Below are 13,015 nucleotides of genomic sequence, written 5' to 3' on the forward strand. Positions count from 1 at the left end.
CATGTCGTCCCGCATCTCCCGCGAACTCCTCGGCGCCGCGATCCTTTTTGCGCTCTTTGCAGCCCTTCCCGTTGCCGCCGATGCCATGGACGACACGTTCATCGTCTTCTTCACCATTCGCATCATGGTGTTTGCCATTGCCGCCGTCAGCCTGTCGCTGATCCTGGGACATGGCGCGATGGTGAGTTTCGGCCACGCTGCCTATCTCGGGCTTGGCGCCTATTCGGTCGCGATCCTCGCCGAACACGGGATCTGGGACGTGACCGTGTCGCTTCCCGTCACACTTGCCGTCTGCGGCCTGTTCGCGCTGGTCACGGGCGCCATCAGCCTGAAGACGCGCGGCGTCTATTTCATCATGATCACATTGGCCTTCGGGCAGATGGCCTATTATACGGCGACTTCGCTGTCCGCCTATGGAGGCGACGACGGGTTGACGATGTGGGGACGCACCGAACTCCTCGGATCGACGGCGCTGGGCGACCGCACGGTGTTTTACTATGTCGTGCTTGGATGCCTGATTGTGTCCTATCTGATCGCGCGCATGATAGTCGCCTCACGCTTCGGGCGGGTGCTGCAGGGCGCGAAGCAAAGCGAGATGCGTCTGCGCGCCGTTGGCATAGATCCCTATGCCTACCGGCTTGTCGCCTATGTCATCGCCGGGATGATGGCCGGCCTGGCCGGAGCGCTTCTTGCCAATGCGGCCGAGTTTGTCTCGCCTGCCTACATGTCCTGGCACCGCTCGGGCGAACTCATCGTGATGGTGGTGCTTGGCGGCCTTGGGTCGCTGCTTGGCGCGATCGTGGGCGCGACAAGCTTCCTCATCCTGGAGGAGGTGCTGTCGCATATCACCCAGCACTGGCGGTTGATCTTCGGTCCCTTCCTCGTGCTCGTCGTGCTGTTCGGGCGGGGCGGTCTCATCTCGCTCTTGCCGGGAGGGCGCAAGCATGACTGAGCCGATCCTGCAGCTTGATGATCTGAGCAAGGCCTATGGTGCGCTTCAGGTCACAAACCATGTCAGTCTTGATGTGCGGCCCGGCGAAATTCATGCGGTAATCGGACCGAACGGTGCCGGCAAGACGACGCTGATCGGCCAGATCTCGGGATCTCTTTCGCCCGACAGCGGGCGCATCCGCTTTGACGGGGTGGATATCACGGCCCTGCCGATGCACGCCCGCGCCCGTGCGGGTCTTGCGCGGTCCTTTCAGATCACGGAGATCCTGCCGGCCTTTACCACGCGCGAGAATGTGGCGCTCGCGCTTCAGGCGCGCGACGGGCATTCCTTTCGCTTCTTTCGCAACGTGTCGCGCGATTCCGGTCTGAACGCCCGCGCCGACGCCTGCCTTGCCGAACTCGGCCTTGAGGCGCGCGCGGCTGTGCCGGCCGGGACGCTGTCTCATGGCGAAAAGCGGGCTCTGGAGCTCGCCATCGCGATGGCGTGTCAGCCGAAACTCTTGCTGCTTGATGAGCCGATGGCGGGCACCGGTCGCGAGGAAACCGACCGTCTCGTCGAGGTGCTGCGGGCGCTTAAGGGCCGCTACGCCATGCTCTTGGTCGAGCACGACATGAGCGCGGTTTTCGCGCTGGCCGACCGGATTTCCGTGCTCGTCTATGGCGAGATCGTTGCCACCGGCGCGCCGGAGGAGATTCGCGATGACCCGCGCGTGCGCGAAGCCTATCTCGGCGAGGAGGCGGTGATATGAGCGTCTTGCTGGAGGTCGAGGGGCTCGAAGCGTCCTATGGGGCGGCCAAGGTTCTGTTCGGAATGGATTTCGCCGTTTCGGCCGGCAAGGTCGTCACGCTCATGGGCCGCAACGGCATGGGCAAGACGACGACGATCCGTGCGCTTCTCGGCATGATCGCATCCGATGCCGGGCGGATCGTCTTCGATGGGACCGAGATGACCGGTCGGCCCTCCTTCCGCGTGGCGCAGGCGGGGCTTGGGCTGGTGCCGGAAGGCCGCCAGATTTTCTCCTCGCTCAGCGTCGAGGAAAACCTGATCGCCACCAGCGCCAACCGTCATGGCGCGACGCCCGGCTGGTCGCTTGAGCGGGTCTATGAGTTCTTCCCGCGCCTGCGTGAACGCCGGCTGAACATGGGCAACCAGCTTTCCGGTGGCGAACAGCAGATGCTGGCCATCGGCCGCGCATTGATGACAAACCCCAAGCTCCTGATCCTCGACGAGGCGACGGAAGGGCTTGCCCCGCTGGTGCGCGCCGAGATCTGGGCCTGCCTCGAGCGCCTCAAGGGCGAGGGGCAGTCGATCCTCGTCGTCGACAAGAATGTCGACGCGCTGGAAAAGCTCGCCGACGCCCATGTGGTGGTGGAAAAGGGGCAGGTGGTGTGGTCGGGCACGAGCGCCGAGCTCGCAGCCGATCCGACGGTTCGGGAGCGCTATTTGAGCGTTTGAGGTACAAGAGGCCGCGGCGCTGTTGCAGATCCGCGTCCGCTTTTCCTTGCCCTTGGATGTTGGACCATTTACTCGTCATTTCCACTAATAGTCATACGAACCGACAGGGGCGAGCATGCCGACTTACCGCTCAAGAACCACGACCCATGGACGCAACATGGCGGGCGCGCGCGGGCTTTGGCGCGCTACCGGTATGAAGGACGGCGATTTCGGCAAGCCGATCATCGCGGTGGTGAATTCCTTCACCCAGTTCGTTCCGGGCCACGTGCACCTCAAGGACCTCGGCCAGCTTGTGGCGCGCGAGATCGAGGCCGCCGGCGGTGTGGCCAAGGAGTTCAACACCATCGCGGTCGATGACGGCATCGCCATGGGCCATGACGGCATGCTCTATTCGTTGCCCTCGCGCGAGATCATCGCTGACAGCGTGGAATACATGGTCAACGCCCATTGCGCCGACGCGATGGTCTGCATTTCCAACTGCGACAAGATCACGCCGGGCATGCTGATGGCTGCGATGCGGCTGAACATCCCGGTCGTCTTCGTCTCCGGCGGCCCGATGGAAGCAGGCAAGGTCAAGCTTGCCGACGGGACGGAGCGCGCGCTCGATCTGGTCGACGCGATGGTCGCTGCCGCCGACGACAGCATGTCGGACGAGGACGTCGCGGCAATCGAGCGGTCCGCCTGCCCGACCTGCGGGTCGTGCTCGGGCATGTTCACCGCCAATTCGATGAACTGCCTGACCGAGGCGCTCGGTCTGGCGTTGCCGGGCAATGGCTCGACGCTGGCCACCCACGCTGATCGCCGCCGCCTCTTCGTCGAGGCCGGGCATCTGGTGGTCGACGTGGCCCGGCGCCACTACGAGCAGAATGACCACAGCGTGTTGCCCCGCAACATTGCCAACCGACAGGCGTTCCACAACGCCATGGCGCTCGACATCGCCATGGGCGGCTCGACCAACACGGTGCTGCACCTGCTGGCCGCCGCGCGCGAGGGCGAGGTCGATTTCACCATGTCCGACATCGACAAGCTGTCGCGCAAGGTGCCGGTCCTGTGCAAGGTCGCGCCCTCGGTGCCCGACGTCCATATGGAAGACATCCACCGTGCCGGCGGCATCATGGGAATTCTCGGAGAACTCGACCGCGCCGGACTGATCGACACGTCGCTGCCGATGGTGCACAGCGAGAGCGTCGGGCACGCCCTCGACCAATGGGACATCAAGCGCACCGACAGCGAGAGCGCGCGCGACTTCTTCCGCGCGGGCCCGGCCGGCATTCCCTCGCAGACCGCGTTCTCGCAGGATTGCCGCTACGACAGTGTCGACGACGACCGCGCGAACGGTATCATTCGTGCGAAGGAACACGCCTTCTCGCAGGATGGCGGCCTGGCGGTGCTCTACGGCAACATCGCGCACGACGGTTGCATCGTGAAGACGGCCGGCGTCGACGAGTCCATCCTGAAGTTCACCGGGCGCGTGCGCATCTTCGAAAGCCAGGACAGCGCCGTCAGCGCGATCCTGACCAACAAGGTGGAAGCCGGCGACGTCGTGCTGATCCGCTACGAGGGGCCGCGCGGCGGACCCGGCATGCAGGAAATGCTCTATCCAACGAGCTACCTGAAATCCAAGGGTTTGGGGAAATCCTGCGCACTGGTCACCGACGGTCGTTTTTCCGGCGGCACCTCGGGTCTGTCCATCGGCCACGTTTCGCCGGAAGCGGCGGAAGGCGGGGCGATCGGGCTGGCGCGCGAAGGCGATCGGCTTGAGATCGACATCCCCAATCGCGCGATCAATCTGGCAATCTCCGATGAGGAAATGGAGAGCCGGCGCACCGAAATGGAAGCCAAGGGTCCGAATGCCTGGAAGCCGCAGGAAAAGCGCACCCGCAAGATCACCACGGCGCTCAAGGCCTATGCGCTGTTGACGACCTCGGCGGCGGAAGGTGCGGTGCGCCGGGTCGATTGAGACCGGGCACGCGGCTCGATCCAGAGACGAAACGGCTGGCGGGTTCGGTGAACCCGCCTTTTTCCGTTCTGCTCGTCGGCACCGGCCATGTGCGCTCCGATGCCGGGACCGCCCCCTGGCGTCCGCAACTCCAAATACGCGATGATTCGCACTCCCGAGCATCGGCTCCCGGTGGGTATGGGTGTTTTTACTATAATTTTTATTGAGGAGGTTGAAGTAACTTAAGATAATAATCGGTTGTATCGCATATAAAAGCAATATTAAATTGTATTTCTGTCTGTTTAAACGATTTTTTACATTCCGGATATACGAATGACATCACCGAGCAAGCCGAATTTTGCGACGTCGTGTTGTGTGGTTCCAGAGTGGATAGGTGCGATGAAGATTGGGTTCATGGACCAGGTTTTAGGTGGCCGTTCGAATGCGGACGCGGAGGTTGCAGAGCTCTGGAGCCTGCTTAGCCGACACAGTGGTGTCGGTCTGTGGGATGCGCATCTGGTCGATGGCGACCCGATGCATCGTGAAAGCCGGTGGAGCTGGTCGCATGAATTTCGCCGTCTCTGCGGGTTTGATTCGGAGGACACGGCCGGGTTCCCGGATGTGGTCGGATCCTGGGCAGACCGCCTGCATCCCGAGGATGTCGAGCCGACGTTCGACGCTTTTGGCGCCTGCCTTGCCGACCGCTCGGGCAAGACGGGGTATGATGTTTTGTATCGGCTCAAGCTCAAGAGCGGCGAGTATCGCTGGTTCCGGGCGATCGGAGGCGTCAAGCGCAACCGTGATGGTATCGCCGAACGCGCCTGTGGCGCGCTGATCGATGTTCACGAACAGACGTCGTCGGCGGAACGATCCAACCTTCTCGACCGGTTTGCAGGCGTGGGACTTTGGGATGCGATCATCGTCGATGGTGACGCGGTGGGCCCCCGGAGCCGGTGGAGCTGGTCGCCGGAGTTCAGGCGTCTTTGCGGTTTCGATCCCGACGACACGATCGGCTTCCCGGATGTGGTCGGATCCTGGGCAGACCGCCTGCATCCCGAGGATGCCGGCCCGACCTTCGATGCGTTCAATGCCTGTATGTCGGACCGATCCGGCCGCACCGGCTATGACGTTACCTATCGGCTCAAGCTGAAATCCGGTGAATACCGCTGGTGCCGCGCGGTCGGGGGGGTGTCCCGGGATTCATCGGGTGTGCCGTTGCGCGCTTGCGGGTCGCTGATTGACATCCACGTCATGAAGGAAGCGGAGCTCGCGGCTGGCCGTCAGTTGCAGCTTCAGGGCAGGATGTCCGAACTGACCGAAGATCTCAGCAGGGATATGGAAAGTGCGATCGGCAGAACTGCGGATGACGTTCAGGGCATCGCCAGTGCCACCGAAGAGCTTTCCTACTCGATCGGCGAGATTAACCGGCAGGTGGGCCTGTCGGCCGATGCCGCGTCCAAGGCGTCGGAACACGCTGATGTCACGGCAAACAAGGTCGATGCGCTGGTCTCGGATATCAGCGGCATTGTGGACGTGCTCAAGCTCATCGACGGCATAGCCGCGCAGACCAATCTGCTGGCGCTGAACGCCACCATCGAGGCGGCCCGGGCCGGCGAAGCCGGCAAGGGGTTCGCGGTCGTGGCGAATGAGGTCAAGCAGCTTGCAAGCCAGTCGAGCAACGCGACCAAGGAAATCGCGCAGCAGATCGACAATGTGCAGGCCCAGGCGCGCAGTGCCGTGGAGGCGATCCAGAACATCACCTCCGTGACGATGAGTGCGCAAAACATTGCGGCCGAAATCGCACAATCCGTCTCACAGCAGGACAGTGCCACGCGGGATATCGCGCAGAGCATTAAGACCGTGTCGGAGCAGACCGCGCAGATCAAGGGCACGATCAGTCACACGACCGGTGAGATTCAGAAGAGCCTGGAAAGCCTCTCCAGGGCAGACGCGGCCTGAGTGCGTCGGTATCACATGTCTCGAAAGCAAGCGGGCGGCCCTCGGCCGCCCGTTTCCGTTTGCATGAGTATACGGTATCTGCGAGCGGACGCTGCCGAACCCGCTTTGCGAGACGCCGTTTTGCCTTCGGCCTGTAAGAAGACTACCGTCTGCCCACCGCGAGCTGCATCGGGGTCAGAGTGTTGACTGACCATGGAATATTGGGTCAGGGCATGGCGTGAGCGGACCCATGATGCCAATTGAAAGGAATGTCCGGTGAAACGGAACGGATTGTATTTGATCATCATTGTCCTCGCCGTCGCGGCGGGCGTTCTCGGTTACAAGGTCTATCAGGACCGGCAACAGACTTCCGGGATCAACATCCAGGTCGGCGAGGAAGGCATTTCCGTCGAGACGAAGTAGGGTTCGACGGCGCTGCGCCTCGGGATTGCCGTGTCTGCTTTCTGTTGTCCGGCGGCGGACATCCGCGTGTCACGTCAAGCTGGCAAACAGGCCGGGTGACGGCACCACGACGCTTGCCGGCTCCTGAGGGCAGAAATCCGAGGCTTGAAACAGAATGACGACGACTTCCGACGCTACGCTGCCCGTTCTCGGCGCCGCACTCACGCTCGACCACCTCCCGGGACTGCTGGACTGGGTGATGGAACACGACCGCGACCTTGAGCTTCAGGATTTCGTCGACGTCGCGCTGCTGACAGGTGACACATCGCCAACCGTCGCCCGTTACCGCGATCTGTTGGCCGGGCACAAGGGGCGGATCGGCATCCACGGGCCATTCTGGGATCTGCCGATCGCTGCAAGCGACCCCGACATTCGCGCGGTCGTGCAATCGCGTTTCCTGCAGGCGCTCGATGGTGGCGAAGCGCTTGGCGCGACGCATATGGTCATCCACAGTCCGTTTACAAACTGGTCGCACCACAACATGCCGGCAGACCGGGACGGGCGTTCGCGGATCATAGATTGTGCCCACAAGACGCTGGCGCCCGTTGTCGCACGGGCGGAGGCAATCGGCTGCACGCTGGTCATCGAGAATATCGAGGACCGGGAGCCGGACGATCGCATCGCGCTTGCCCGGTCCTTCGACAGCGACCAAGTTCGCGTTTCGCTCGACACCGGTCACGCCCACTACGCGCATGTTTCCACCGGTGGTCGGCCGGTCGATTATCACGTCCGCGCGGCGGGCAGCCTGCTTGCGCACGTGCATGTGCAGGATGTCGACGGCTATGCCGACCGCCACTGGGCGCCGGGCGACGGAACGATCCGCTGGGCCCCGGTCTTTCGGGAAATCGCGAAGAGTTGCGAAAATCCGCGACTGATCCTTGAACTCCTCGATCCGAATGACATTCCGCGCGGTGCGCAGCACCTCGTCGATCTCGGCGTTGCGATCTGATCGTCCGGCTAATAGGGCGCGGGGTGTCGGCGGAAGGCGTTCACGCCTTGTCGATGCGCGCCTGAAAGCAATTGTTGCTTGCCGAACGCAGATGCAGGAACGCGATGTCCTTGCGCGCCAGCAACGCTTCGGCACGGGCCTGGATCTCGTCCGTCGCGATCATCTCGCCGGTGCCGTAGACGATGCGCTCGTCCTGTCCGTATCCTCGGATCAAAAGCCTGTCGCTTTGCGCGAAGATCCCGGGCAGGCGGTCCGTTTCCGCGTGTCGGTCGCACGGTTTTGCGCAAAGGAAGATCGGTCCGAGTTCGGCATAGGGGTGCCGGGTCGCAAAGGGCCGGTGCGCGAGCACCAGATATTCCTCGCCTTTTGGCACGTTCCTGAGGCAATGCCGGCAGGGAAGTCCGGACCCATCGCTGGTGCGCCGTTCCGGTGTCTGGCCGTTGGCGTCCGGGGCCCCGACTTGATAACGCCGGGCTGTCTCGGTGGAAAGAGCTACGAATCGAACGGACATGACGGGTGTCTCCTGTTGGGCGGATGACACATGCCTAGCCGCGTGTGGCGCGGCGGGCGACCCGATTTGCGAGCCGCCCGCATATGCACGCTCTGTTACTCCGCGGCGTCCTTGAAGGCCGGGTTGTGGGTCTTCGGCTTGGCCTTGAGCTTAAGTTCCTTCAGTTCCTCGCGGTCGCGCTCTGCATTGCGTAGCAACTGGAATTTGCCGGGCACATATTGCTTCGGCGAGAAGATGTCGCCGAACCCATAGTCACCGGCGGCCCTCAGCGTGAAGGCGGGATCGGCCAGATGCGGCCGTCCGAGCGCGATGAGATCCGCGCGCCCCGCCGCCAGGATCGTGTTGGCCTGGTCGGCCGAGGTGATCGCGCCCACCGCCATCGTCGCGATGCCGCTTTCGTTGCGGATCTGGTCGGCGTAGGAGGTCTGGAACATGCGGCCGTAGACGGGCGCGCTGTCCGGGCTGGTCTGCCCGGTGGAGACGTCGATCAGGTCGACCCCCGCATCCGCAAATGCCTTCGCGATGACAACGCTGTCGTCGCCGGTGATACCGCCCTCGATCCAGTCGGTCGCCGAGACACGCACCGACATCGGCTTGTCCTGCGGCCAGGCATCGCGCAAGGCCTTGAACACCTCCAGCGGGAAGCGCAGGCGGTTTTCCAGCGATCCGCCGTATTCGTCATCGCGCGCATTTGTGACCGGCGACAGAAAGCTCGCCAGCAGGTAGCCGTGGGCGCAATGCAGTTCCAGCATGTCGAAGCCGGCCCGGGCGCCGCGTTTGGCTGCGGCAACGAAGTCCGTCTTCACCGCATCCATGTCGGCCCGGTCCATCGCCTTCGGCGTCTGGCTTTCGGGATAGTAGGGAAGGGCGGAGGCTGAGAGGATCGGCCACGCCTCCGCTTCGGGAAGCGGGCGGTCCATCCCGTCCCACATCAGCTTCGAGGCGCCTTTTCGACCGGCATGGCCGATCTGCAGGCAGATTTTCGCCTCCGACTGTGAATGGGCGAACTCGACGATCCGCGTCCAGGCGGCCTCCTGCTCGTCGGTCCAGATGCCGGCACAGCCCGGGGTGATGCGCGCGGTCTCCGCCACACAGGTCATCTCGGTGAAGATCAAACCGGCTCCGCCCATGGCGCGCGAGCCGTAGTGGACCAGGTGAAAGTCCTGGGGCAGGCCGTCGACGGCGGAATACATGCACATCGGCGAGACCACGAAGCGGTTCGCGAGCGTCATGTCGCGCAGGCGGTAGGGCTGGAACGCCGGAACCACCGGGTTTTGTGTGTCGACATCGAACCCCGACGCCTTGACCTTTTCGGCGAAGGCGCGTGTGGCCTTGGCCACGAAGTCGGGCGCGCGCAGGTCGAGGTTGTCGTAGGTGATTGCCTTGGAGCGGGTCATCACGCCAAAGGCAAAGGTGACCGGGTCCATGTGCCAGTAGCGCTTGACGTGTTCGAACCACACCAGCGACACGTCCGCGGCGTGCTGGGTCTTTTCCACTTCCTCGCGGCGGGAATCTTCAAAGTCGGCGAGTGCTGCCGGCACATCGGACGTGCGCATGACGCTTTCATAGAGCGCGATGGCGTCTTCCATGGCGAGTTTGGTGCCGGAACCGATAGAGAAATGCGCGGTCGACTTGGCGTCGCCCAGAAGAACGACATTGCCCATCGTGGTGCGCGCGTTGCGGATCATCGGGAAGTTGCGCCACATCGAGCGGTTGATCTTCAACGTGTGGCCGTCGAGTTCCTCGGCGAAGACCTTTTCCATGAAGTCTGCCGATTCCCGCTCGCTCATGTGCTCCAGGCCGGCCTTTTCGAAGGTCTCCGGGTCCGTTTCCAGCACCCAGGTCGAGAGGCCCGGCTCATACTGGTAGGTATGGGCGATGAAGATGCCGTGTTCGGTTTCCTTGAAATAGAAGGTGAAGGCGTCCAGCGGCTTGGTTGACCCCATCCAGGTGAACTTGTTGGGGCGCAGGTCGACGCTCGGCTGGAAGTGATCGCGGTTCGCCTCGCGGATGGCGGAATTGATGCCGTCGGCGGCGACGATCAGGTCGGCTCCGGCGAATTGTTCGATGCTGGCGACATCCGCCTCGAAGTGCATCTCGATTCCCAACTGGCGGGCGCGCTCCTGCAGCAGAAGCAGGAGCGTGCGGCGCGAGCAGCCGCAAAATCCGTTGCCGCCGATGCGGAAGACATCGTCCTTGTAGTGAATGGCGATGTCGTCCCAATAGGCGAAATTCTCGGTGATCGCGCGGTAGCTTTCCGCGTCGTAGCGCTCGAAGGTTTCCAGCGTCTGGTCGGAAAACACCACGCCGAAGCCGAATGTGTCGTCCGCCTTGTTGCGCTCATGCACCGTTATACGCGCCTGCGGGCGCGCTTTTTTCATCAGGATTGCAAAATACAGGCCCGCCGGGCCGCCGCCGATAACCTCGATACGCATGACCTGTTCCTCTCTCTGCGCGCTCGCCCGATCCATTTCCATGGGAGCAAGCGCTTGCGTCCGTGCTGGAGATATTTTAAACTTAAAATAATTGAACGCGCAATGGTCGTTCTTTCCCTTACGCAGACGTTGGGGGTTGGCGGCTCGGACATTTTGGCGCAGGCAGGAGAGGGGATCGCACCCATGACACAGGGACCGCTGCACGGTCGTCATGCGCTTGTCACCGGTGGCAGTCGGGGTATAGGCGTCGCGATTGCCGAAAGGCTCGTCGCCGAAGGCGCGCTCGTGACGATCCTCGGGCGCAACGCGACGCGCGCCGGGCAGGTGGCGAAGGCCATCGGAGCAGCCGGGTTCGTCTCTGCGGATGTGACGGACAGGAACGGGCTGACGGAGGCGATCCGGCAGGCGGAAGAACGCCAAGGCGGCGTTTCGATCCTGGTGAACAATGCCGGCGCGGCGGAAAGCGCGCCCTTCCTCAAGACCCCTCCCGAGCAGTTCCAGCGCATGCTGTCGGTCAATCTCGACAGCGTCGTGACGGCTTGTCATGCCGTGCTTCCGGGAATGATCGCGGCCGGAACGGGTCGCATCGTCAACATCGCCTCCACCGCCGGCCTCAAGGGATATCGTTACGTTTCCGCCTATGTCGCGGCGAAACACGCGGTGGTCGGGCTGACCAAGGCGCTTGCGCTGGAAACGGCGGAGACCGGTGTGACCGTCAACGCGGTCTGCCCCGGCTTCGCGGACACCGATCTGGTGCGTGAGAGCGTTGCCCGCATCCATGAAAAGACCGGGCGCAGCGATGCGGAGATCATTGCCGACATGGTGCGCGACAACCCGCAAAAACGCCTGATCGACCCCCGAGAGGTCGCGGATTGTGTCTATTGGCTGACCGGCGCCGATGCTGGATCGATCACCGGCCAATCGCTGGCGGTCGCCGGCGGCGAAGTGATGTGAGGCGCACATGGAAAAGCGTATCGACGATGCCGTTCCGGAAACGATTGACGCCGAAACCCGTATGCAGGGCAGTGGCGATCATCGCGCCGAGCTTCGGCTCTGGCTCAGGATGCTTACCTGCACGAACCTGATCGAGAGCGAGATCCGTTCCTTGCTGCGTACGCGCTTCGACGTGACGCTGCCGCGCTTCGATCTGATGGCGCAGCTGGAGCGCGCGCCGGACGGCATGACGCTGGGGGATCTGTCACGTCGCATGATGGTATCGGCCGGCAATGTGACTGGACTGGTGGAACGCCTGGTGCAGGATGAACTCGTCGAGCGACGCCCGGCTCCCGGAGATCGGCGGTCGTCTCTGGTCAGTCTGACTGACGGCGGGCGGGCAAGCTTTGAGACAATGGCAGATGCCCATGCCGATTGGATTGCCGACCTCTTCGGTGACCTGGATGCCGGCGATATCGACGCCTTGATGGGGCTGCTGTCAAAGACGAAGGCTTCGGCCCGCATGTCAGCCGAGCGCGCCCGTGATCCATCTCCACAAGATTCATCCCCGAAAGAGGACACTGCAAATGGCTGATGTCGCCCCGCAGGAAACCTATGCGATTCCGCTTCCGGTCCGGGATTACAGGCCGGAACATTTCCTGCTGGAGGTCACCGGCAAGACGGCGACGGTCACGCTGAACCGCCCGGATCGCAAGAACCCGCTGACTTTTCAGTCGTACGCCGAATTGCGCGATCTGTTTCGCGCGCTGCAATTCGACGAAGAGGTCAAGACGATTGTCGTGACCGGTGCCGGTGGCAACTTCTGTTCCGGCGGCGATGTGTTCGAGATCATCGAGCCGCTGCTGTCGCGCGACATGCCGGGCCTTTTGCAGTTCACCACAATGACCGGCGAGTTGGTCAAGGCGATGCGGGCGTGTCCGCAGCCGATTGTCGCCGGGATCGACGGCGTTTGTGTCGGAGCCGGTGCGATCATCGCCATGGCCTCCGATCTCAGGGTCGGCACGGCGAAGGCCAAGGTCGCCTTCCTGTTCAACCGGGTCGGCCTTGCCGGCTGCGACATGGGCGCCTGCGCGATCCTCCCGCGCATCATCGGCCACGGCCGGGCGTCCGAGCTTCTCTACACCGGTCGCGTGATGAGCGGCGAGGAAGCCGAGCGATGGGGCTTCTTCAATCGTCTGGTCGACAGCGATGCGGTCCTGCCCGAGGCGCGCGCGCTTGCCGACAGCTTGTCCGCCGGCCCGACCTTCGCCAATTCCATGACCAAGCGGATGATGCATATGGAATGGGACATGTCGATCGACCAGGCGATCGAGGCAGAGGCGCTGGCCCAGGCGGTGTGCATGAAGACCGAGGACTATCGCCGCGCCTTTAAGGCCTTTGCCGCCAAGCAGACGCCCGTGTTCGAAGGCAATTGAGGATC

Annotated in this window: 12 protein-coding genes; 10 read left to right on the top strand and 2 right to left on the bottom strand. The window is 63.1% G+C overall.

Annotated elements, in window-relative coordinates; translation table 11 throughout:
- The first annotated feature begins 1 nt into the window (after window position 1).
- The 7 genes from BLU32_RS04940 to BLU32_RS04965 all read left to right on the top strand — a co-directional run bounded on the left by BLU32_RS04940 (window position 2) and on the right by BLU32_RS04965 (window position 7,695).
- A complete protein-coding gene (locus BLU32_RS04940; protein WP_093810597.1) occupies window positions 2–952 on the top strand; it encodes a branched-chain amino acid ABC transporter permease in 951 nt (316 codons plus the stop codon).
- Window positions 945–1,700 carry an ABC transporter ATP-binding protein gene (locus tag BLU32_RS04945; RefSeq protein WP_093805257.1) on the top strand — a complete coding sequence of 252 codons (756 nt, stop codon included), beginning with the start codon at window positions 945–947 and terminating at the stop codon, window positions 1,698–1,700. Before BLU32_RS04940 ends, BLU32_RS04945 begins: the two co-directional genes overlap by 8 nt.
- A complete protein-coding gene (locus tag BLU32_RS04950) occupies window positions 1,697–2,407 on the top strand; it encodes an ABC transporter ATP-binding protein (RefSeq protein ID WP_197673702.1) in 711 nt (236 codons plus the stop codon). The genes BLU32_RS04945 and BLU32_RS04950 overlap by 4 nt, the downstream gene beginning before the upstream one ends.
- Before the next feature lie 115 nt (window positions 2,408–2,522).
- Window positions 2,523–4,367, top strand: a complete 1,845-nt coding sequence (gene ilvD, locus BLU32_RS04955) for a dihydroxy-acid dehydratase (protein WP_093805258.1) — start codon at window positions 2,523–2,525, stop codon at window positions 4,365–4,367.
- 393 nt (window positions 4,368–4,760) lie between these two features.
- Window positions 4,761–6,305 (top strand): PAS domain-containing methyl-accepting chemotaxis protein, encoded by a 1,545-nt coding sequence (locus tag BLU32_RS04960; RefSeq protein ID WP_093810601.1) that lies wholly within the window; start codon window positions 4,761–4,763, stop codon window positions 6,303–6,305.
- 276 nt (window positions 6,306–6,581) lie between these two features.
- Window positions 6,582–6,707, top strand: a complete 126-nt coding sequence (locus tag BLU32_RS22425; RefSeq protein ID WP_256371431.1) for a hypothetical protein — start codon at window positions 6,582–6,584, stop codon at window positions 6,705–6,707.
- 154 nt (window positions 6,708–6,861) lie between these two features.
- Window positions 6,862–7,695 carry a sugar phosphate isomerase/epimerase gene (locus BLU32_RS04965; protein WP_093805259.1) on the top strand — a complete coding sequence of 278 codons (834 nt, stop codon included), beginning with the start codon at window positions 6,862–6,864 and terminating at the stop codon, window positions 7,693–7,695.
- A 40-nt stretch (window positions 7,696–7,735) separates the two neighbouring features.
- On the opposite strand, the gene BLU32_RS04970 is transcribed toward BLU32_RS04965, so the two are convergent.
- Together BLU32_RS04970 and BLU32_RS04975 are read right to left on the bottom strand one after the other, a co-directional pair.
- A complete protein-coding gene (locus BLU32_RS04970) occupies window positions 7,736–8,206 on the bottom strand; it encodes a DUF1203 domain-containing protein (RefSeq protein WP_093805260.1) in 471 nt (156 codons plus the stop codon).
- Window positions 8,207–8,301: 95 nt separating this feature from the next.
- Window positions 8,302–10,641, bottom strand: a complete 2,340-nt coding sequence (locus BLU32_RS04975; protein ID WP_093810603.1) for a bifunctional salicylyl-CoA 5-hydroxylase/oxidoreductase — start codon at window positions 10,639–10,641, stop codon at window positions 8,302–8,304.
- Between the two features lie 183 nt (window positions 10,642–10,824).
- On the opposite strand from BLU32_RS04975, the gene BLU32_RS04980 reads away from it, so the two are divergent.
- From BLU32_RS04980 to BLU32_RS04990, 3 genes are read left to right on the top strand one after another with little or no spacing between them, the layout of a single operon-like run.
- Window positions 10,825–11,595, top strand: coding sequence for an SDR family NAD(P)-dependent oxidoreductase (locus tag BLU32_RS04980; protein WP_093810605.1), 771 nt, complete (start codon window positions 10,825–10,827; stop codon window positions 11,593–11,595).
- A 7-nt stretch (window positions 11,596–11,602) separates the two neighbouring features.
- A complete protein-coding gene (locus tag BLU32_RS04985; protein ID WP_093805261.1) occupies window positions 11,603–12,169 on the top strand; it encodes a MarR family winged helix-turn-helix transcriptional regulator in 567 nt (188 codons plus the stop codon).
- A complete protein-coding gene (locus BLU32_RS04990) occupies window positions 12,162–13,010 on the top strand; it encodes an enoyl-CoA hydratase family protein (protein WP_093805262.1) in 849 nt (282 codons plus the stop codon). Before BLU32_RS04985 ends, BLU32_RS04990 begins: the two co-directional genes overlap by 8 nt.
- Window positions 13,011–13,015: the final 5 nt, after the last annotated feature.

The organism is Stappia sp. ES.058 (assembly GCF_900105595.1).
GTDB lineage: Bacteria > Pseudomonadota > Alphaproteobacteria > Rhizobiales > Stappiaceae > Stappia.

Excerpts from the sequence above, each read along its gene's own strand:
- BLU32_RS04940 (WP_093810597.1), top strand. The coding sequence starts at position 2 with ATGTCGTCCCGCATCTCCCGCGAACTCCTCGGCGCCGCGATCCTTTTT.
- BLU32_RS04945 (WP_093805257.1), top strand. The coding sequence starts at position 945 with ATGACTGAGCCGATCCTGCAGCTTGATGATCTGAGCAAGGCCTATGGT.
- BLU32_RS04950 (WP_197673702.1), top strand. The coding sequence starts at position 1,697 with ATGAGCGTCTTGCTGGAGGTCGAGGGGCTCGAAGCGTCCTATGGGGCG.
- ilvD (WP_093805258.1), top strand. The coding sequence starts at position 2,523 with ATGCCGACTTACCGCTCAAGAACCACGACCCATGGACGCAACATGGCG.
- BLU32_RS04960 (WP_093810601.1), top strand. The coding sequence starts at position 4,761 with ATGGACCAGGTTTTAGGTGGCCGTTCGAATGCGGACGCGGAGGTTGCA.
- BLU32_RS04965 (WP_093805259.1), top strand. The coding sequence starts at position 6,862 with ATGACGACGACTTCCGACGCTACGCTGCCCGTTCTCGGCGCCGCACTC.
- BLU32_RS04970 (WP_093805260.1), bottom strand. The coding sequence starts at position 8,206 with ATGTCCGTTCGATTCGTAGCTCTTTCCACCGAGACAGCCCGGCGTTAT.
- BLU32_RS04975 (WP_093810603.1), bottom strand. The coding sequence starts at position 10,641 with ATGCGTATCGAGGTTATCGGCGGCGGCCCGGCGGGCCTGTATTTTGCA.
- BLU32_RS04980 (WP_093810605.1), top strand. The coding sequence starts at position 10,825 with ATGACACAGGGACCGCTGCACGGTCGTCATGCGCTTGTCACCGGTGGC.
- BLU32_RS04985 (WP_093805261.1), top strand. The coding sequence starts at position 11,603 with ATGGAAAAGCGTATCGACGATGCCGTTCCGGAAACGATTGACGCCGAA.
- BLU32_RS04990 (WP_093805262.1), top strand. The coding sequence starts at position 12,162 with ATGGCTGATGTCGCCCCGCAGGAAACCTATGCGATTCCGCTTCCGGTC.